The following is a 17,880-nucleotide window of genomic DNA, read 5'->3' as shown; positions in this document are numbered from 1 at the left end:
GAGGAGCCTGCTTTAGTCCTGGCGATTCCTCCTGTTTACGATTGAACGGGGAGGTCCATCTGTGAGAACGCTGAAAAAGGAATATATCCTTCATCTCATGCTGCTGCCCGGCGTTATCGTGACGCTGATTTATGCCTACGGCCCCATGGCCGGTCTCGTCATGGCTTTCCAGCAGTTTGAGCCGCTGTCCGGCTTTTTTCATTCGAAGTTCGTTGGTTTTGACAATTTCAAATATGTATTTGCCATGCCTGATTTCAAGCAGGTGCTGTGGAATACGATCGTGATCGCAGTTATTAAAATGGTGTTGTTCCTGTTAGTTCCGCTAATTCTGGCATTGCTGCTGAATGAAGTCACCAAGCGGTGGTTTTCCCGCTTTATCCAATCGGCCGTATTTCTGCCCTTTTTTCTGTCCTGGACCGTACTTGGCGGCGTTATTATCGAGCTGTTTTCCCTGAGTGGACCCGTTAACGGACTGCTGACGGGAATGGGGCTGAAGCCAATTATGTTCATGCTGGATAACGAGTGGTTTCGCGGAATTATAATCGGCTCAGATGTCTGGAAAGGGATGGGCTATAACATGATCGTCATGCTCGCCGCCATCACCGGAATCAATGCCACGCTGTACGAAGCGGCCGAGGTTGACGGTGCGGGAAGATGGAAGCAGATGATTCACATTACGCTGCCGGGCATGGCACCGATATTGATATTACTCGGAGTCCTCAGCCTTGGCGGGATTTTGAACGCCGGATTTGAACAAATTCTGATCATGTATAACCCGACCGTGTATGAGGGAGCGGATATCATCGATACGTTCGTATACCGGCTTGGTATGTTCAGTCAGCAATTCGGACCTGCCGCCGCCGTCGGACTGTTTAAATCCGCGATATCTTTGGTTTTGGTGTCGCTAACCTATTACGCGGCTTACAAATACAACAATTATCGCATTTTTTAAGCTGGAGGCAGAGAGATGCACAAACCAACTTTGAGCAGAAAAATGTTCGTCATTTTCAATTCGGCGCTGCTGACGGCGATTACGCTTCTTGGCATTATTCCGTTTATCCACCTTCTGTCCGTGTCCCTCAGTTCGAATACGGCGGCGATGGCCGGCGAGGTCAAACTGTGGCCGGTCGGCTTCAACTTTGACGCATACCGGTACCTTGGGCAAAAGGTAGAGTTTTTCCGTTCGTTTGGGGTTTCGATTGAGCGGGTAGCGCTCGGCACGGCGGTCAACATGTTCCTGTGCTTTATTTCGGCTTATCCGCTATCCAAGTCGGTCGACCAGTTCAAGTATCGGACGGTCTATGTCTGGTTCTTTGCGATTACGATGTTTTTCGGCGGAGGTCTCATTCCTACGTATATCATCGTGAAAAATACAGGTTTGATCGATTCCATCTGGGCGTTGATTTTGCCGGGCGCGCTGAATGTATGGAACATGGTGCTGATGCTGAATTTCTTCCGCACCATTCCGCGGGAGCTGGACGAGGCGGCCACGATCGACGGCGCGGGACACTGGAGAATTTTATGGCGGATCTATTTGCCGGTCTCTTTACCTTCCATTGCGACCATCGGCCTGTTTACGATCGTCGGCCACTGGAACTCCTGGTTCGACGGCATCTTATACTTGAATTCGCCGGAGAAATACCCGCTGCAGACCTATTTGTCCACGCTGATTATGTCGATCAATTCCCAAATGACGTCCGTCTCCATTGAACAAATCAAAGCGATGGAAAATTTGAGCGAGAAAACGCTGCAGACGGCGCAGATATTTATGGGGGCGCTGCCGATCATGGTCGTATATCCGTTCCTGCAAAAATACTTCGTCAAAGGGATGACGGTCGGAAGCGTCAAGGAATAACGAAAGGGGAAAGAAGACGTGAAAAAAGTAAAAGTCGCCTTGATCGGAGCGGGACTGCGCGGCATCAATTACCTGGAATATGCGCTGTCGCATCCGCATGAGCTTGAGGTAGTCGCCGTGGCGGAGCCGGTCAAGGAACGGAGGGAAAGCTTTCAGGCGAGGCACGGGCTGGAGGATTCGATGTGCTTTGAGCATTGGGACGATCTGTTCCAAGCTCCGAAGATGGCCGACGCGGTGCTGATCTGTACCCAGGATCAACAGCATTTCGAGCCGACCATGCAGGCGCTGCAGGCGGGCTATCACGTGCTGCTGGAAAAACCGATGTCACCCGATCCCGGGGAGTGCATCCGGATGGGGGAGATGGCTTCGCAAGCCGGACTTGTGTTTTCCATCTGTCATGTCCTTCGGTATACTCCGTTTTTCCAGACGCTGAAAAGCTTGCTGGCAGATGGTGCGATCGGGCGGTTGATGTCGATCCAGCATAATGAGAATGTAGGGTACTGGCATCAAGCGCACAGCTTTGTCAGAGGGAATTGGCGCCGCAAGGAGGACTCCAGCCCGATGATTCTGGCCAAGTCCTGCCATGACCTGGATATTCTGCTGTGGCTTGCCGGTGCGGACTGCGTCAAAGTATCTTCCTTCGGCACGCTCAGCCATTTTACGGCAGCCGAAGCGCCTGAAGGAGCTCCGCTCCGCTGCCTGGACGGCTGTCCGGTCGCGGATGAATGCCTTTATTATGCGCCCGATCAATATTTAACCGAAGATACGAACTGGCCGACTTCGGCCATCAGTGACGACATGAGCTACGAAGCCCGTTACAAAGCGCTGCAGGAAGGGCCATACGGCAGATGCGTATATCACTGCGATAACGACGTCGTCGACCATCAGGTCGTGAATCTCGAGTTTGAGGGCGGTATCACGGCTGCGTTTACGATGAGCGCATTTACAAGAGACGTAAGCCGCACGATCAAGCTGATGGGCACGACAGGGGAAATCCGCGGAGCGATGGAGAAAAACGAAATCGAAATCATTCACTTCGGCAGCGGCAAAGTCGAACGGATTACGTTCGGGGACATGGGCGGCCATGTGGGCCATGGCGGCGGCGATATGAAGCTGATGAGCGATTTCCTCAAGCTGGTACGGGTGGACGCCAAGGCTCAAGGCCTTACATCTGCAGACCATTCCGTCCAGAGCCATCTGATGGCGTTCGCCGCTGAAGAGTCCAGAATTGCGGGCGAGATCATCCGTTTGAAGGAGTTCGAACAGCGTTACGCCGTCCGCGAGCCATCAGTTTAATACGATACCTTCAACCTAATCCACAGGAGGAACTTATGTCTACGTTTCGATATTCGGGATCTGCTTTTTATATGAATGATGAGCCGGTTCAAATTTTGTCGGGAGCGATTCACTACTTCCGTGTCGTACCGGAGTATTGGGAGGACCGGCTCATCAAACTGAAAGCCTGCGGTTTGAACACCGTGGAAACGTATGTGCCGTGGAATTTGCATGAACCGCAGAAAGGGGAATTCCAGTTTGAGGGCATCGCTGATTTGGTGAAGTTTATCGAACTGGCTGGCAGCCTCGGACTTTATGTTATCGTTCGGCCATCACCGTACATCTGCGCGGAATGGGAATTCGGGGGGCTGCCTTCCTGGCTGCTGGCGGATTCGGATATGCGCCTGCGCTGTTACCATCAGCCGTTCCTCGACCATGTCGATGATTACTATGATGTGCTCCTTCCTAAGCTGAAGCCTCTGCTCTGTACCCAGGGAGGCCCGGTGATCGCGCTGCAAATCGAAAACGAATACGGGAGTTACGGCAACGACAAGCAGTACCTGAACTATTTGAAAAATGCGATGATCAGCCGGGGGATGGACGTGACTCTGTTTACTTCGGATGGTCCGGAAGACGCCATGCTCCAGGGCGGGATGGTGGAAGACGTCCTGGCAACGGTCAATTTCGGCTCCCGCGCCCGGGAATCCTTCGAGAAGCTGCGGGAGTATCAGCCGGATGCGCCGGTCATGTGCATGGAATTCTGGGACGGCTGGTTTGACCACTGGCGTGAGGAGCATCATACCCGTCCGGCGGAGGATGCCGCTTTTGTTCTGGATGAAATGCTCAGCCTGGGAGCCTCCGTTAACTTTTATATGTTCCATGGGGGCACAAACTTCGGCTTCTGGAGCGGAGCCAACGGCCATACGGAAGACAGCTATGAGCCAACGGTCACCAGCTACGATTATGATGCGCTGTTAAACGAAAACGGTGAGCCGACGGACAAATATTTTGCCGTTCGTGACATCATCGCAAAGTATAAGCCGCTTGCAGCGGACGGGCTGCCGGCCCCCATCGCCAAGAAAGCATACGGTAAAGTGGCAATGACGGAGCTTGCTCCCTTGGCCGGCAATCTGGACCGGATTTCGGCGGCGGTACGCTCTCCCTATCCCGAACCGATGGAGAAGCTCGGCCAGAATTACGGTTTTATTCAGTACAGTACGTTGATCCCGGGCCCCCGACCTAAGGAGGAGCTGTTCGTTCAGGATCTGCGCGACCGCGCTCTGGTCTATCTGAACGGGGAACTTGCCGGGACATTGGACCGCAGCGAGCCCGATACGAAAATCGAGTTCGCGGTTCCGCCGGGCGGCGTCCAGCTTACGCTGCTCGTGGAGAATATGGGCCGGATCAATTATGGCCCGTACATGAAAGACAGGAAGGGAATCACCGAGGGCGTGCGGCACGGAAGGCAGTTTTTATCGGAATGGACGACGTACCCGCTGCCGTTAAACGACTTGTCCGGTCTCGATTTTCACGAGCTGCAGCCGCAGCAAGGCCCTGCCTTTTATCGTGGGCAGCTGCAGGTTCACGAACGGGCAGACACCTTTCTGAGCTTGAACGGCTGGACCAAGGGCGTCGTGTTTATCAATGGCTTCAACCTTGGCCGGTATTGGAACATCGGGCCGCAAAAAACGCTGTATGTGCCGGGGCCGCTGCTGCGGGAGGGTGCCAACGAAATCGTCGTTTTCGAATTGTTCGGTACGGAGCTGCCGGAAATTGAATTTGGTGAGCAGCCTGATTTAGGATAGCCGCTTTATGGATCTACCAGTTCCTTGCAACTCTAAGCTTGATCATTGATCAGGCTTAGAGTTTTTTTGCGTTGAGCCGGCCTTAGTGTTGAATCCAAAGTTTAAGAGATCCCCTGATGATGTATCCACTACCGGATTCATGAGGTAAAGAAAGTGAAAGGTTTGTAAAGATCGAGAAATGGATGCGCTTTCTTTCGGGCTTTATAATGATATAACACGTCAAAGATTAAAGGCGATGTTGATTACAGCATGATCAAAAAATAGGCTGGCGAGGGATGCATATGGTTAAAATCATTCATCATTTTGGCAGTCCTAAATGGCTGGTGATTGCCGGATTGTTGGTCTTAGGTTCTGTGATCGTTATATTCACTGCAGGGTCCGGGTTTTCAAAGACGAAGCATCACGCTGAGGTGATCGCGACGGTTAACGGTGTACCCGTTCATATCAACGAATTCCGCAGAGCCATCACTGCAAATAAAGCTGGAGTCATCAGCTATTTTTATGAGAAATATGGCGCAGAGCCGTCGCCGGCGTTTTGGACCACGTCTTACGGAGGGCAAATTCCGCTGGAGATGATCAAACAAAGAGCGCTGGAAACGAGTGTGAACATCAAAATTCAGCAAATCATTGCGCAGGAGCAGGGAGTGCTGCGGGATATCGATGAGGACAGTTTTGTACAGTCCCTCGAGCGTGAAAACAAGAGAAGGCAAAAAGCGATCCGCGATCATCAGGTTGTTTTCGGACCCGCCTCCTACAGTGAGGATGCTTATTTTGAATACGTCATAACAAACGCAATTGTATCCGTCAAAAACCATCTGATGGAACACGATTGGAAGCCCGATGAACAGCAGCTGAAGCTGTATTACCAGTCTCGAGAAAGCGCGGAAACGAAGGATCAGTCATTTGACGCTGTCAAAGACCAAGTAGTCAAAGACTACATCGACTATAAATACGCGGGCTATGTCCGCGAACGCATCTCCGAAGCAAAGGTCGTCGTGAACCAGGGACCATACGATTCGTTTCAAATGTAACGATGTAACGCCTATGGGCTTTACATACATGATAAAACGAAAGGATGATGCTTTTTGAGGAAATGGGGAGGTAAAGTGTTCTGCATGACTTTGATTGTCTCCATGGTTTGTTCTTTCTTCACCGCTTTGCCGCAGGCCGCGATGGCATCCGGCACGACTTATTACGTAGACAGTACAGGAGGGGACGACGGGAATAACGGAACAAGCGAAGGTTCTGCCTGGAAGACATTGGACAAAGTCAATGCGACTACCTTTTCCCCGGGGGACAAGATTTTGTTTAAAGCCGGGGAAAGCTGGAATGGCAGGCTGTGGCCCAAAGGCTCGGGCGAACAGGGAAATCCTATCATCATTGATAAGTATGGGGAAGGCAGCAAGCCGTTAATCGCCGGCGTGACGTCAGAACTGGAAGCTGTTTTTTTGAAAAATCAGCAGTATTGGGAGATCAGCAACCTGGAAGTGACGAACAGCTCCCCACTGCCATTTGACAGAGACTGGGAAAACCCGCGCGGACAACGGCGAGGCGTCTACATCTTAAACGAAGAAGCGGGACTGCTGCACCATATTCATATCAAAAATTTAAACATTCATGATGTAGACGGTTCTTATACGACTCGATCCGGCGGAATTATTGTCGACTCGGTCGGGTCAACGACGCCAAGCGCTTTTGACGACGTCCTGATTGACGGTAATATGCTGACGGATGTGGATGCCTATGGCATTTACATCGGTTCCAACTGCATCCTGCGATACGGAATGGGCGATTTATGGCCATGGGTGCCGAAGCCTTACGGGCCTTGGACGCCTTCGACTCGTGTGAAAATATCCAACAACACCGTCCTCAGAGCCGCAACGGGAGGAATTGCCTGGAACGTAACCGATGGAGCGGTTGTCGAGCGAAATACGGTAGGGCAGGCTACATATCTGGCGACCAATGCTTCTATTTGGTGGGCTTATTCGGACAACAATTTGGTCCAATTCAACGAATCTTTTGCCAGCGTCAACGGCGCTGAAGACGGTCACGGCTTTGACGTGGACGCAGGAAACATCGGTTCGCTCGTCCAGTACAACTACAGCCATGATAACGCAGGGGGATTTATGCTGTTTGTCAACGATACGTATGACACGATCAATACGGTCGTAAGGTATAACATCAGCCAGAATGACCGAAAAAGCATTTTCCGGTACAGCGGATCGATCGATAACGTGTATAACTACAATAATACGGTTTACGTCGGCAAATCATCCGGCAACCCGGTCATGAGCGATTATTTCACCAAGGCTTCCGGCGCTCCGCGCAACATCAAAAATTATAACAATGTCTATTACAGCTTAGGGGATAAAGGCTGGGATTTGAGGGGGCAAACGTTCGATTATAACGCATATTACGGCGGGAACACGCTCGTTCAGGCCGATGCCCATGGGGTAACCGGCGATCCGAAATTTGCGAACCCCGGCAGCGGAGCGGAAGGGATGAATACCGTCGACGGCTATAAGCTGCTGGCCGATTCTCCTTTGATCGGTACAGGCATTCGCATCAATGATAACGGAGGCAGGGACTACTTCGGCAATCCGTTATACAATGAGGCTCCGGATATCGGCGCACACGAATACGAAGGCAGCGTGCCTCCAGCCGGTTCTATGCCCGATCCCATCGACGTCGTTCAGATCCGGCCGGTCAGCACGCCTGTCGATGACTTGGCCCCACAGGCTGCCGCAAGCACGACATTTCGTTCGTCGTCTTCACAGCCGATTGAACACATCAACGATAAGTTTTATGACACCGCATGGTCTACCGAGGTTTCGCCTTCTTTTCCGGGATATATCACGCTTGACTTTGGCGGTCAAACCATTTCTGCCAATCAATTGAAGCTCAATACGAGATTTGGGCAGGAATCAGGGATAACGGATTTCGATCTCGAATACGACAACGGTTCAGGATGGGTGCCTGTTCGAAGGGATATTCATCTGTCCTGGGATTTGAATAACGGCTCGAATGATATCAAATCCGTAGAGTTTCCGCTCACCCGGTTTTCTAAGATCCGCTTGAAGGTGCATGGAGGAAATGCGCTGTCCGGCAGGATCACGCTGAACGAACTAGAACTATATAACAATCCGGATTTATCCAAAGACATGGTCACCACGTCCTTCCCGACTGGAGCGGGTACGATCACAAACATTATCGACAACAATTTGAACTCGGCATGGGGAAGCGACGTTAACGTATCTTTTCCGGGCTATATCACGCTCGATTACGGACATGATCCGGTACCTGTCAACAAGGTCACGTTGGTTACCTTTTTCGGCATAGGTCAAGGGATTACCAAGTTTGACGTGGAGTATTACGACGGCAGCGGCTGGCTAACTGCATTGCCTGGTGCCTCGGTCGAATGGAAGCTTAACGACAGCACCAAAGAAAGCCAAACCGTCACGTTTCCGACCGTTCATGCTTATAAACTGCGGCTGAAAGTGAATGATGCGAACCGGGTATGGGGCAATATCGCGCTGAATGAGCTTATCGTTGAGCATACCCCTGAACATGTACCCGTCACCGGTATTTCGATCGACCGGCAGGAGATCGTTTTTAATGCGTCTTCCGATCGCAGTTTGGCACTGCAGGCTGCCGTTAGTCCCAGCAACGCGACCAATAAAAAAGTCATCTGGAGTACCGATGATGATCAGGTGGTTGAGGTAGACGCTGAAGGACGGGTGAAGGCAGTAGGGGAGGGGAAAGCTGTTATTACGGCAACGACGGAAGATGGAAGATATCAGGCCGCGAGCCAAATAACCGTCGATTGGACAGCCCCCGAAATCAGGCTGGGCTCTGTGACTACATCTGAACTAACGTCTGGTACGTTCCAACCGCGATTTGAAATATCGGATGCCTGGACAGGTGTCGATCACGCGAAAACGGAAGTCCTGCTGGATGGAAAAATTCTAACGGATTTAAGCGACACGCCAATGTACGAGCTGGCGTTAGGAGCACACACGTTCACCGTGAAAGCCAGCGATTTGGCGGGGAATACCAGCGCAAAGTCCGTTGATTTTGAAGTGAAAACAAGCAGCGCAGCTCTTGAGGAATTGGTTCAGCGTTTCGCAGAAGCCGGATGGATTGACAACCAAGGGATTGCGAATAGCATGCTGAAAAAGCTGCAGAATCAACATGTAAGCAGCTTTATCCATGAAGTCAACGCTCAAAAGGGAAAACATGTATCCACCGCCGCTGCGGAGTACCTGCTTCGCGATGCGGAATCGCTTCTTCATGAATAGAAGTCGTCATCTAACCTTTGAAGGGAGAGTTAATCATGAAAAAACACTTCATCACATCGATCGTCAGTCTGCTGATCGTATCCTTGTTTTCAACGAGCGCCATGGCGGCTGGTCACGGGAATGGCAAGGAAATTCGCACAACCGTGATGTCGTACAACATACATCATGGCGTCGGTTTGGATGAACAGCTTAGCCTGAAACGAATTGCGGATGTGATCCGGGATTCCGGCGCGGAGATCGTTGGCCTTCAGGAAGTGGACCGGTTTTTCGGAGAACGGAGCGACTTTCAGGACCAAGCCAAGGAAATAGCAGGCTTGCTCGGCTATCACTACGCGTATGGTGCCAATCTGGATTGGGAACCGGCGGAAGGCCAGACGAACAACCGTCAATATGGAACGGCTATTCTGAGCAAGTATCCGATCCTCCGCTCTGACAATGTGCTGCTCAGCAGCTTCGGCGATGAGCAGCGCGGCGTTCTGCATGCGGTGGTCAATTTGCGGGGAGTTCATGTGGATGTGTATAATACGCATCTGGGACTGGATGCCGCAAGCCGGAAGGCGCAGGTGCAGGAAATCGTTAACCTGGCTTCCGCGGTGAAGGGACCAAAGCTTCTCACGGGCGATTTTAATGCAGAACCTGACAGTCCGGAGTTTCAGGCTCTGTTAGCCAGCAAATTATTCGTCAACAGCTTTCAAGGCGTTGAAAATGCCTATACGTTTCCGGCCGACCAACCGTCCGAAACGATCGATTACATCGTAACGTCCCCTGAAGTTCAGCATTCGAATCCAAGAGTGATCGCTACGGAAGCTTCAGATCACCGGCCGATCGCTGTCGATGTCGTGTTCAAGCGATAATGGCCCCGTGATATGCTTGCTTATAAAAAGCGTGAAAACCCGCCCGAATGGGCGGGTTTTCCATTTTCCATTTGCCTAGGGTTCTTTTGGCAAAGTTCCGTAGTCTATCGGGACCGGCGTCAGACTTCCTTTTCCATAAGTACAGGCAAGCCTGTCAGCTTTTGATCGCCCCGGCTGCGATGTCGGAAATAAACTGCTTGCTGACGAACAGGAACAATATGATGAGCGGAATGACCGCGAGCAGCGTCCCCGCGATGACCATCGCATAATCGGTCACATAAATTCCGTTCAGGGAGGAAAGCGCCACCTGCAGCGTAAATTTACGCTCGTCGTTTAGAATGATCAGCGGCCAGAGGTAATCGTTCCAGGAACCGATGAAGGTGAATGCTCCCAGGAAAGACAGCGCCGGGCGAAGGATTGGAATCGCGACGTTCCAATAGAGCCGGAAGAAGCCGCAGCCGTCGATCCGGCCGGCATCCAGCAGTTCGGATGGAACGGATTCCTCCGCGTACTGGCGGATCCAGAAAATGCCGAAAGCGTTGGCCATGCCGGGAATGATCAGCGCCTTGAAGGAGCCTACCCACCCGAACTTCGCCATGATGACGAAGGAAGGAACGAGCGAGAGTTGCGACGGCGCCATCATCGTGGCGAGCAGCAGGACGAACAGCCACTTTTTGCCGGGAAATTTGAATTTCGCAAACGTAAAGCCTGCAAGGGAATCAAAGAACAGGACCAGCAAAGTACTGCAGCAGGCCACAAACAGCGTGTTGAGAAACGCTCCGAAGAAATCGATGTTCTGAAAAACCCGCGTCACATTGCTGATAAACTGCGTCCCGAACCAGAACTTGGGCGGGAAGCTGTAGATTTCCGCAGTCGTACGCGTGGCCATAACGGCCAGCCAGTAAAAAGGAAAGATGGAAACGATGAGTCCGACGATCAATCCGAAATACAGCAGGATAGAAGACTTCCTTTTAACCATGCGTATCACCCCGTTTATTCATCTTTGGCACCGCCGCCCTGAACTACCCGCCAGTTGAAGATCGAGAAGAGGGCAATCAATATGAACATGCCCCAGCCGACGGCCGAGCCGTAGCCGAAGTAATTGTTCACGAATGCCTCGCGGTACAGGTAGAGAACGATCGTCAGACCTCCGCCGCTGACGCCGCCGTCGTTGCCGACGAGCACCTGCGATTCGGTGAAGATCTGCATGCCTCCGATGGTTGAAGTAATGACGGTAAAAAGAATGATAGGCCGTAAATTCGGGATCGTGATGCGGAAGAATGACTGGACGCCGGTGGCTCCGTCAATTTTGGCGGCCTCATAGAGGACGGTAGGTATGCTCTGGAGTCCCGCCAAATAAATGATCGCATTGTAACCGACCCAGCGCCAAATGACCATGATGGATACGGCCAGCTGGATGCCCCAGGTTTTGTTCAGCCATTCCACGGGGGAAATCCCGAACAGGGACAGGAAATAATTCAAAAGTCCGTAGTTGTTGGAGAATACGGTACTGAACACAATCGCCACCGCAACGAGTGAAGTGACGTTCGGCAGAAAGTAACCGATCCGGAAGAAGGTACGGAACCGCACGAACGACGCATTCAGCAAAAACGCAATGATGAGCGCGAAGAACAGCATCGGAATGGTCGAATAAATCCAGATCAAAAGCGTGTTGCCGACCGCCTTCCAAAATTCCGGATCGGTGACCATGAACTGATAATTGTTCAGACCGTTAAAGGTCATCACACCGATGCCGTCCCACTTTTGGAAAGAAAGATACATCGAGAACAGGATCGGGAACAAGCCGAAGACGGCAAACAAAATATAGAAAGGGGAGATGGCCAGGTATTCTTTCCGGTGCTTCCATATTTCAGACCCCAATCCCCGCTTCCGCTCCGGCACCTGCATGGAGCTGCCGGGATCGAATTGAGTTCGCTTCTGTAATGGTTGACCCATAAGACTCTACCTCCATTGTCGGGATGGTATGACCGTTTAACGCAGCAGCTCCTTTTTCACTCGGGATAGTGCATCTTCCCATGCTTTATCCGGGTTTTTGCCTTGAAGGGCGACCGATGACAGCTCGCGGCTCACGATCCCGTTCAGGTTGGCATATTTCGTGCCGAAATAGGAGGGCTTTACGTTGCGTGCGGACTCCGTAAAAATTTCACCGGTAGCCTGGCCGCCGAAAAAGTCCTCTTTCTGCTTCATGACGTCCGAATCGAGTGCCTTGGCGGCGGATGGGAACAGGTTGAGTTCCTTGAAGCTGGTCACCTGGTTTTCGGGATTCAGGAGCCATTTCATCACCTCGAAGGATTCTTTCGGGTATTTGCTCGTTTTCATAATGGCGAGGAAGGAGCCGCCGTTGTTGCCGTCTCCGCCCGGAGCTCTTGCGACGCGCCACTTGCCCTTCGTATCCGGTGCTGCGTCCATCAGGATTTGCTTCGCCCATACCGCGCTCACGAAGGAAGCGATCTTGCCGTTGTTCATCGCGGCGTTCCACTCGGAGGAAAACGTGCTGGCATTGGCGAGCAGGCCCATTTGGGAGGCTTTGACTGCCAGGTCCCATGCCTTCTTCATGGAAGAGGAAGGATCCTCGCCGATGAAATTTTCATTTTTATCAAAATAAATTTTATCCGACTGCGCGTTGACCTGGGTGTAGACTTGGCCGATGTTGTCGAGCAGCTTCACCTTGCCGCCGAGCGCTTTCTGCAGCTTCTCGCCTGCGGCGAAATAGTCCTCCCAAGTGCCCATCATCTGATGAACCTCTTCCGGATCGGTCGGGAGACCCGCTTGCTCGAACAGGTCCGCACGGTAAAATAATGCGGTTGGGCCCGTGTCGATCGGCATGGCGATCATTTGGCCCTTCGGCGTAACCCCGAGCTGCCATTTCCAATCGAGGTAGTCTCCTTCGATATCCTTCGCTCCGAGATCGTACAGGTTGTAGAAACGGTCGGCGCTTGGGAACAGCTCGGTAACCCAGTCGTTAAAGGCGACGATATCCGGACCGCCACTGCCGGCAGCCAGCGTCGTTTTCAGCTTGGATTTGAAGTCGCCCCCGATTTTTTGGGCGTTGATGCGAATTCCCGGAAACTGCTTCTGGACCGCGTTGATCAAATTATCGTCCAGACTCCGGTTCCAGTACCAAAGAGTAAGCGTTTTCACTTTGTCATTAGATGAAGACCCGCTAGAACATCCGCTAACCATGAAAGCAACAAGCAATAAACACGTTAATAAGATTCGGTATTTTGCCATCGTTTTCGGCCTCCCATCGCGGCTATATGGTACTGCAGCAGCATCATCACTCCTTTAAATCCCTAAAATGTGTCCGTTCTACGAACATTATAAACGCTTACAAAACATTTTGGAACCGCTTGCTTGAAATAAGACGGTCGTAGGACATCGCCCCCGCGCCATATATTGAATATGGGTTTACCATCTGAAGGGAGGGAGTCCGCCACTGTCAGTCTGCAGCCTATATCGCCGTTATGCCGCGGCAGCACTCGTTCTAATTCTGTCCTTTTGCTGGATGTTTCCGGCCGGGGCCGAGGCAAAAATTGCCTCGCAAGACCTCATTATCGTCAATAAAAAGACGAATAAACTGGCATATTTTAGCAGCGGAAAGTTGGTTAAGGAGTTCAGGGTAGCGACGGGAAAGTCGCCTGAACTGACGCCTGAAGGAACGTTCGAAATCGTCAACAAGATCAAAAACCGTCCCTATTACAAGGAAAAGATCCCGGGAGGCGATCCCCGCAATCCGCTCGGTGACCGTTGGATCGGCCTCAATGTCAATGGGACGATGGGGACGACGTACGCCATCCACGGCAACAGCAATAAAAACTCGATCGGAAAGTACGTCAGTGCGGGATGCATCCGTATGTACAATGACGAGATTCACTGGCTGTTCGAGCAGGTGCCCCTGCATACGATGGCTATTATAACAACCTCCAGCCAAAGTTTTGAAACGATCGCCCAAAATCACGGATATGCAGTGGGCGTGCAGTCGTTTGACGGCAAGCTGGTAGTGAATGGAAGGGAAGCTCAGCTGAAGCAGGATTTGATCATGGTCGATTCCCGCATCTACATTCCGCTCCGCGCCTGCTTCGAGCTGCTGGGCGGGACGGTTGAATGGAACGCCAGTACCCAAACGGTGACGGTCTACTCGGGAAATCGCAAAATTACCCATAAGGCGCTCTCCGGCAAGGCTGTCGTGAACGGCAAAACGGTAAACATCACCGCCTCCCGGTTCCAGGGGAATTCGCTGATGCTTCCGCTTCGCAACATGTCGGAAATATCCGGTTACTCGGTCGTGTGGGACGGAGCCTCCAATACGGTGAGCCTAACAACGGGCAAATAAGCCGAGCCGCGCGCATGCGCGGCTTTTTTTGCGAGGTTAGCCTGGGAAAAACAGGGTTGGAACTGCCAGCTGGGGTGTGTATGATGGAAAGGCACGGAAGCGGCCGCGGTTTAGGTCCGGCCGTTGGAGGGCAAAACATGCGAAAGAGGTGTGCGTGATGGATAGCGTAATCGAAATTGTGGATTATTCGCCGGAATGGGCGGAAGGGTTCGCCCTGGAGAAAGAACGGCTGTCCGGAATAGCGGGCTTGGATGCGGTCGTGTTCGAGCATGTCGGCAGCACGGCCATTCCCGGCCAGCAGGCCAAGCCAGTGGTCGATATGTTCGTCGGCGTGAATCCGTTCCGTCCGGCTGCTTATTACAAAGACCTGCTGGATCCGGCCAGCTATTCTTATGTTAAGACCGGGATGCGCGGAAGGCATTTATTTGCCAAATCGACAGAGGGAATCTGGACGCACAATGTTCATCTGATGCCTTATGATGAACAGTTCCATACCCGCAATGAAATTCTGCTCCGCGATTACTTGCGCCGCCATCCGGAGCTCGTTGAGGAGTACGGAGCTATTAAAAAGCAGGCAGCCCGAAGCGCTGAATCGATGAATGCTTACACCCGGGCCAAAACGGCATTTATTCAATCGGTCGTCGATGCGGCCAGAGAGGAGAAGGGGCTTCCACTGGAAGACGTTTGGGAGGAATAAGCAGCCTGCTTACGCCCGGACGGCCCGATGAATGATATGGACAAGTTCGCTGCTGTAGGTCTCCAGGTCGACCCTGCCGATGACCGCCGGGTTCAGCATATATTCCCCGATCGCGCCTTGAATCATGTTGGACATGACGGAAAGGTGAAAGTCCCCGAAAACGCCCTGCTCCTGACCCTCACGCAGGATAGTCCCTAATGTCTGCAGCAGAGGGTCTTCCTCCTCCTCATCAAGCTTGTAATACGGGACGTTATCAGGCGTCCTTGCATTAAACACGATTTCGACCAAAGCCGTGTTGTGGGCGGGATGCGTTCCCTGATACGCCAAACTGGCAGTGATGAACGCGCTGAGCTTCTCCTGCGGGGTGCCTGCCTGCTTGACCCGGTCCAAAATATAAGACGTTGACTGCTCCACCAGCTTCATCAGCAGATGATTCATCAAATCCTGTTTGTCGGAAAAATGATACGAGATCAAGGCCGTGCTGATGCCCGCGCGTTTGGCGATTTGGGACAAACTCGCGCTGACGTAGCCGATTTCGTCCAGGGTGCGGATGGCAGCTTCCATGATCTGCTCCCTTCTCGCTTCGGCGATAAACGATGATTTTCCTTGCGTTTTGGTTTCTTCCTTCATGTAATCTCCTTCAGTCATTCTTTGTTCTTGTTATCCATTTTACTGAGCGAACCGAGCAATCCGAGCGCAATGACGATGGCGGGAATCATCAGGTTCTTGGGATTGGTAAACAAATGCTCCAGCAAGGGCAGCGCTTTTCCCTGAAACAAACCGATGACCGCGCGGCCGGCCGCAATGACCAGATTAGACATCAGCATGAGCGGGACAAGAGATAACCCACCCTTAAGCCAGTGCCAAGCGGATTTCCGGCCAAGCAGAAATAACAGGGCAGAAATCAGACACATCAATCCGATCAACAGCGTAAATGCAGGCCGTATCCATTCATACCATGGAACGTCTGCAGTATTCAACATTTCGTGACCTCTAAACCAAGTATACCAAAGAGCTGCGGCGCCGAGAAACAGGCTGACGAGCGGCATGATTCTTGCCAGCCAGTCCGGAAATACCTCCGTTTCCTGAGGGATTGGATCTGTCTGATCTTTCATTGTAAGACTCCTCCATTTCTAAAAGTTGATCATTTAATCAAAAAACTGATTGAATGATCAAATCCTATCACATCAAAATGGAGGAAGTCAATCCGCGTCGGCCCGCATGCCAAAAAAGCATGCCAACGGAATAAAATTCCTGGCACGCTTTTTGACGATTAGCGGTTTCGAGACGTATTGGTGAATGTGCCCCCGATATAGCGGAAAACGAGCACGCTTCCAGCCAGGCACAAAATGCCTGTCAGCAGCAAGGAACTCATGACGCCATGGGACAAATCGGGGGCAGCGGCCATGAGGACGCCGGGCAGCGCCACTCCCAGCGTAGCGCCGAGCTGACGAAAGGCATTCAGCGCGCCGGAAGCCGTTCCCGTCTTGCCCTGCGGCGCTGCACTCATCACCACGGAGACGAGCGGCGGCAGGATGAATGAGATGCCGCAGCCGATCAGCAGCAGCGAAATTCCAGTGGGAATATACCCTGTATCTACAGGAAGAAAAGCCTGGATCAGCATTCCGGTGCATGCCAGGAGAAATCCTGTACCGATGGTGCGTGCTGCTCCATACCTGCTGATCAGCCTGCTCATCAGCATGGGATTCACCGCCATGGGGAGCGTCAGTGCAAGAAATGCCAGGCCTGTCCCTATAGCTGAATAACGATGGAGCTGCTGGAAATACAGCGTCATGACAAACAGTACGCCGGAAAGGCCGAAATTAATAAGCAATCCGGCCGCTAATCCGGTCACGAGCACCCTGCTTTTGAACAAGGACAGGGGCAGCATCGGCGAATGGCTTCGCTTTTCGATCCAGACGAACAAGCCGATCAGCAGGGCGGCGGCGGCAAACAGAACAAGAATGACGGGTGATCCCCACCCGAGGTCTTCGCTTTCCATAAAAGCGCTCGTCAGTGCCGCCACGCCCAGCAGGCCGGCAAGCTGACCGGCCGGATCCATGCCGGACGGTGCGGGTTTCCGGGCCGAAAAGTTAACGTTCGCCCGCGTCCACAGCCAGCTGAGGATGCCAACGGGGATATTCAGCAGAAAAATGCTCTGCCACCCCAGGGTGTCGACCAGAATGCCGCCGATGATCGGACCGGCGGCAAGCGCCAAGCCCGAAACCGCCGCCCAGATGCCAAGCGCCTTGGTCCGGCGGGCGGGGTCCGTAAAGGTCTCCGCAATGATCGTCAGGGAAGACGGCAGCAGTGCCGCTCCGCCGACGCCGAGCAGCGCCCGGAAGCCGATCAGCCAGCCGATGGCTGGCGAAACGGCGCAGAGGACCGAAGCCAGCATAAACAGGACAATCCCGCCCAAGAAAACACGGGCTGCCCCCAATCGATCGGCCAGCGCACCCATGCCCAGCAGCATGCTGGCAAATACCATCGTATACGCGCCCGTTACCCAGCTCATTCCGCTGAGTCCGCCGCCCAGCGTATCCCGGATGGCCGGAAGTGCGACCGTGACGACCGTCGTGTCCAGAAGCACGATGAAGTAGCCGAGGGACAGCCCTGCAAGCAGCCAGGATGACCGTTTTCTTTGGTTGGCCGGCTTGGTTCCGGCCGTGATGGATGTTCCATTCATTCCATAAACCCCTCCAATGATCTTTTTCAAACCCATCGATGTGTTGTATAGTGTAT

The 17,880-nt window shown here is 52.6% G+C and carries 15 protein-coding genes; 9 read left to right on the top strand and 6 right to left on the bottom strand.

Annotated elements, in window-relative coordinates; all coding sequences use genetic code 11:
• Positions 1 to 61 precede the first annotated feature (61 nt).
• The 7 genes from C7820_RS11035 to C7820_RS11005 all read left to right on the top strand — a co-directional run bounded on the left by C7820_RS11035 (position 62) and on the right by C7820_RS11005 (position 10,087).
• Positions 62 to 952 carry an ABC transporter permease gene (locus C7820_RS11035; RefSeq protein WP_116230978.1) on the top strand — a complete coding sequence of 297 codons (891 nt, stop codon included), beginning with the start codon at positions 62 to 64 and terminating at the stop codon, positions 950 to 952.
• A 15-nt stretch (positions 953 to 967) separates the two neighbouring features.
• On the top strand, positions 968 to 1,855 hold the full coding sequence (locus C7820_RS11030; protein ID WP_076167318.1) for a carbohydrate ABC transporter permease: 888 nt from the start codon (positions 968 to 970) through the stop codon (positions 1,853 to 1,855).
• Positions 1,856 to 1,873: 18 nt separating this feature from the next.
• Positions 1,874 to 3,151, top strand: coding sequence for a Gfo/Idh/MocA family protein (locus C7820_RS11025; protein WP_116230977.1), 1,278 nt, complete (start codon positions 1,874 to 1,876; stop codon positions 3,149 to 3,151).
• Between the two features lie 35 nt (positions 3,152 to 3,186).
• Positions 3,187 to 4,935: a glycoside hydrolase family 35 protein gene (locus tag C7820_RS11020; RefSeq protein ID WP_116230976.1), complete on the top strand. Its 1,749-nt coding sequence runs from the start codon at positions 3,187 to 3,189 to the stop codon at positions 4,933 to 4,935.
• A 281-nt stretch (positions 4,936 to 5,216) separates the two neighbouring features.
• Complete coding sequence (locus C7820_RS11015; protein WP_116231726.1) at positions 5,217 to 5,966, top strand: SurA N-terminal domain-containing protein; 750 nt, start codon at positions 5,217 to 5,219, stop codon at positions 5,964 to 5,966.
• An 84-nt stretch (positions 5,967 to 6,050) separates the two neighbouring features.
• Positions 6,051 to 9,233 carry an Ig-like domain-containing protein gene (locus C7820_RS11010; protein WP_116230975.1) on the top strand — a complete coding sequence of 1,061 codons (3,183 nt, stop codon included), beginning with the start codon at positions 6,051 to 6,053 and terminating at the stop codon, positions 9,231 to 9,233.
• Positions 9,234 to 9,268: 35 nt separating this feature from the next.
• Entirely contained in the window at positions 9,269 to 10,087 is an 819-nt protein-coding gene (locus tag C7820_RS11005) for an endonuclease/exonuclease/phosphatase family protein (protein ID WP_116230974.1), read from the top strand.
• A gap of 154 nt (positions 10,088 to 10,241) precedes the next feature.
• Here C7820_RS11005 and C7820_RS11000 read toward each other — a convergent pair whose 3' ends face one another.
• Genes C7820_RS11000 through C7820_RS10990 form a run of 3 tightly spaced genes read right to left on the bottom strand, consistent with a single transcriptional unit; the run spans position 10,242 to position 13,201 of the window.
• Positions 10,242 to 11,066 carry a carbohydrate ABC transporter permease gene (locus C7820_RS11000; RefSeq protein WP_116230973.1) on the bottom strand — a complete coding sequence of 275 codons (825 nt, stop codon included), beginning with the start codon at positions 11,064 to 11,066 and terminating at the stop codon, positions 10,242 to 10,244.
• Between the two features lie 14 nt (positions 11,067 to 11,080).
• Entirely contained in the window at positions 11,081 to 12,043 is a 963-nt protein-coding gene (locus C7820_RS10995; RefSeq protein WP_397334124.1) for a carbohydrate ABC transporter permease, read from the bottom strand.
• Between the two features lie 36 nt (positions 12,044 to 12,079).
• Positions 12,080 to 13,201, bottom strand: a complete 1,122-nt coding sequence (locus C7820_RS10990) for an ABC transporter substrate-binding protein (RefSeq protein ID WP_251674973.1) — start codon at positions 13,199 to 13,201, stop codon at positions 12,080 to 12,082.
• Between the two features lie 307 nt (positions 13,202 to 13,508).
• Between C7820_RS10990 and C7820_RS10985 the strand changes: the two genes are divergently transcribed.
• Together C7820_RS10985 and C7820_RS10980 are read left to right on the top strand one after the other, a co-directional pair.
• Positions 13,509 to 14,441: a L,D-transpeptidase family protein gene (locus C7820_RS10985; RefSeq protein WP_397334158.1), complete on the top strand. Its 933-nt coding sequence runs from the start codon at positions 13,509 to 13,511 to the stop codon at positions 14,439 to 14,441.
• Positions 14,442 to 14,598: 157 nt separating this feature from the next.
• On the top strand, positions 14,599 to 15,138 hold the full coding sequence (locus C7820_RS10980; protein WP_116230970.1) for a GrpB family protein: 540 nt from the start codon (positions 14,599 to 14,601) through the stop codon (positions 15,136 to 15,138).
• A 9-nt stretch (positions 15,139 to 15,147) separates the two neighbouring features.
• Here the strand turns inward: C7820_RS10980 and C7820_RS10975 are convergent, their stop codons facing one another.
• The 3 genes from C7820_RS10975 to C7820_RS10965 all read right to left on the bottom strand — a co-directional run bounded on the left by C7820_RS10975 (position 15,148) and on the right by C7820_RS10965 (position 17,824).
• Entirely contained in the window at positions 15,148 to 15,768 is a 621-nt protein-coding gene (locus C7820_RS10975) for a TetR/AcrR family transcriptional regulator (protein WP_116230969.1), read from the bottom strand.
• 14 nt (positions 15,769 to 15,782) lie between these two features.
• On the bottom strand, positions 15,783 to 16,253 hold the full coding sequence (locus tag C7820_RS10970) for a hypothetical protein (protein WP_116230968.1): 471 nt from the start codon (positions 16,251 to 16,253) through the stop codon (positions 15,783 to 15,785).
• Positions 16,254 to 16,411: 158 nt separating this feature from the next.
• The gene (locus tag C7820_RS10965; protein WP_181908998.1) at positions 16,412 to 17,824 is read right to left on the bottom strand and encodes an MFS transporter; all 1,413 of its coding nucleotides are present in this window, start codon (positions 17,822 to 17,824) and stop codon (positions 16,412 to 16,414) included.
• Positions 17,825 to 17,880 lie beyond the last annotated feature (56 nt).

The organism is Paenibacillus sp. VMFN-D1 (assembly GCF_003386155.1).
In the GTDB taxonomy this organism is placed as follows: Bacteria; Bacillota; Bacilli; order Paenibacillales; family Paenibacillaceae; genus Paenibacillus_AQ; species Paenibacillus_AQ favisporus.
Note: the sequence above shows the minus strand (reverse complement) of the source record. Positions and strands in the feature narration are given on the sequence as shown.

Coding starts and splice junctions, on each gene's coding strand:
- C7820_RS11030 (WP_076167318.1), top strand. CDS start 968: ATGCACAAACCAACTTTGAGCAGAAAAATGTTCGTCATTTTCAATTCG.
- C7820_RS11020 (WP_116230976.1), top strand. CDS start 3,187: ATGTCTACGTTTCGATATTCGGGATCTGCTTTTTATATGAATGATGAG.
- C7820_RS11015 (WP_116231726.1), top strand. CDS start 5,217: ATGGTTAAAATCATTCATCATTTTGGCAGTCCTAAATGGCTGGTGATT.
- C7820_RS11010 (WP_116230975.1), top strand. CDS start 6,051: ATGACTTTGATTGTCTCCATGGTTTGTTCTTTCTTCACCGCTTTGCCG.
- C7820_RS11005 (WP_116230974.1), top strand. CDS start 9,269: ATGAAAAAACACTTCATCACATCGATCGTCAGTCTGCTGATCGTATCC.
- C7820_RS11000 (WP_116230973.1), bottom strand. CDS start 11,066: ATGGTTAAAAGGAAGTCTTCTATCCTGCTGTATTTCGGATTGATCGTC.
- C7820_RS10995 (WP_397334124.1), bottom strand. CDS start 12,043: ATGGGTCAACCATTACAGAAGCGAACTCAATTCGATCCCGGCAGCTCC.
- C7820_RS10980 (WP_116230970.1), top strand. CDS start 14,599: ATGGATAGCGTAATCGAAATTGTGGATTATTCGCCGGAATGGGCGGAA.
- C7820_RS10975 (WP_116230969.1), bottom strand. CDS start 15,768: ATGAAGGAAGAAACCAAAACGCAAGGAAAATCATCGTTTATCGCCGAA.
- C7820_RS10970 (WP_116230968.1), bottom strand. CDS start 16,253: ATGAAAGATCAGACAGATCCAATCCCTCAGGAAACGGAGGTATTTCCG.
- C7820_RS10965 (WP_181908998.1), bottom strand. CDS start 17,824: ATGAATGGAACATCCATCACGGCCGGAACCAAGCCGGCCAACCAAAGA.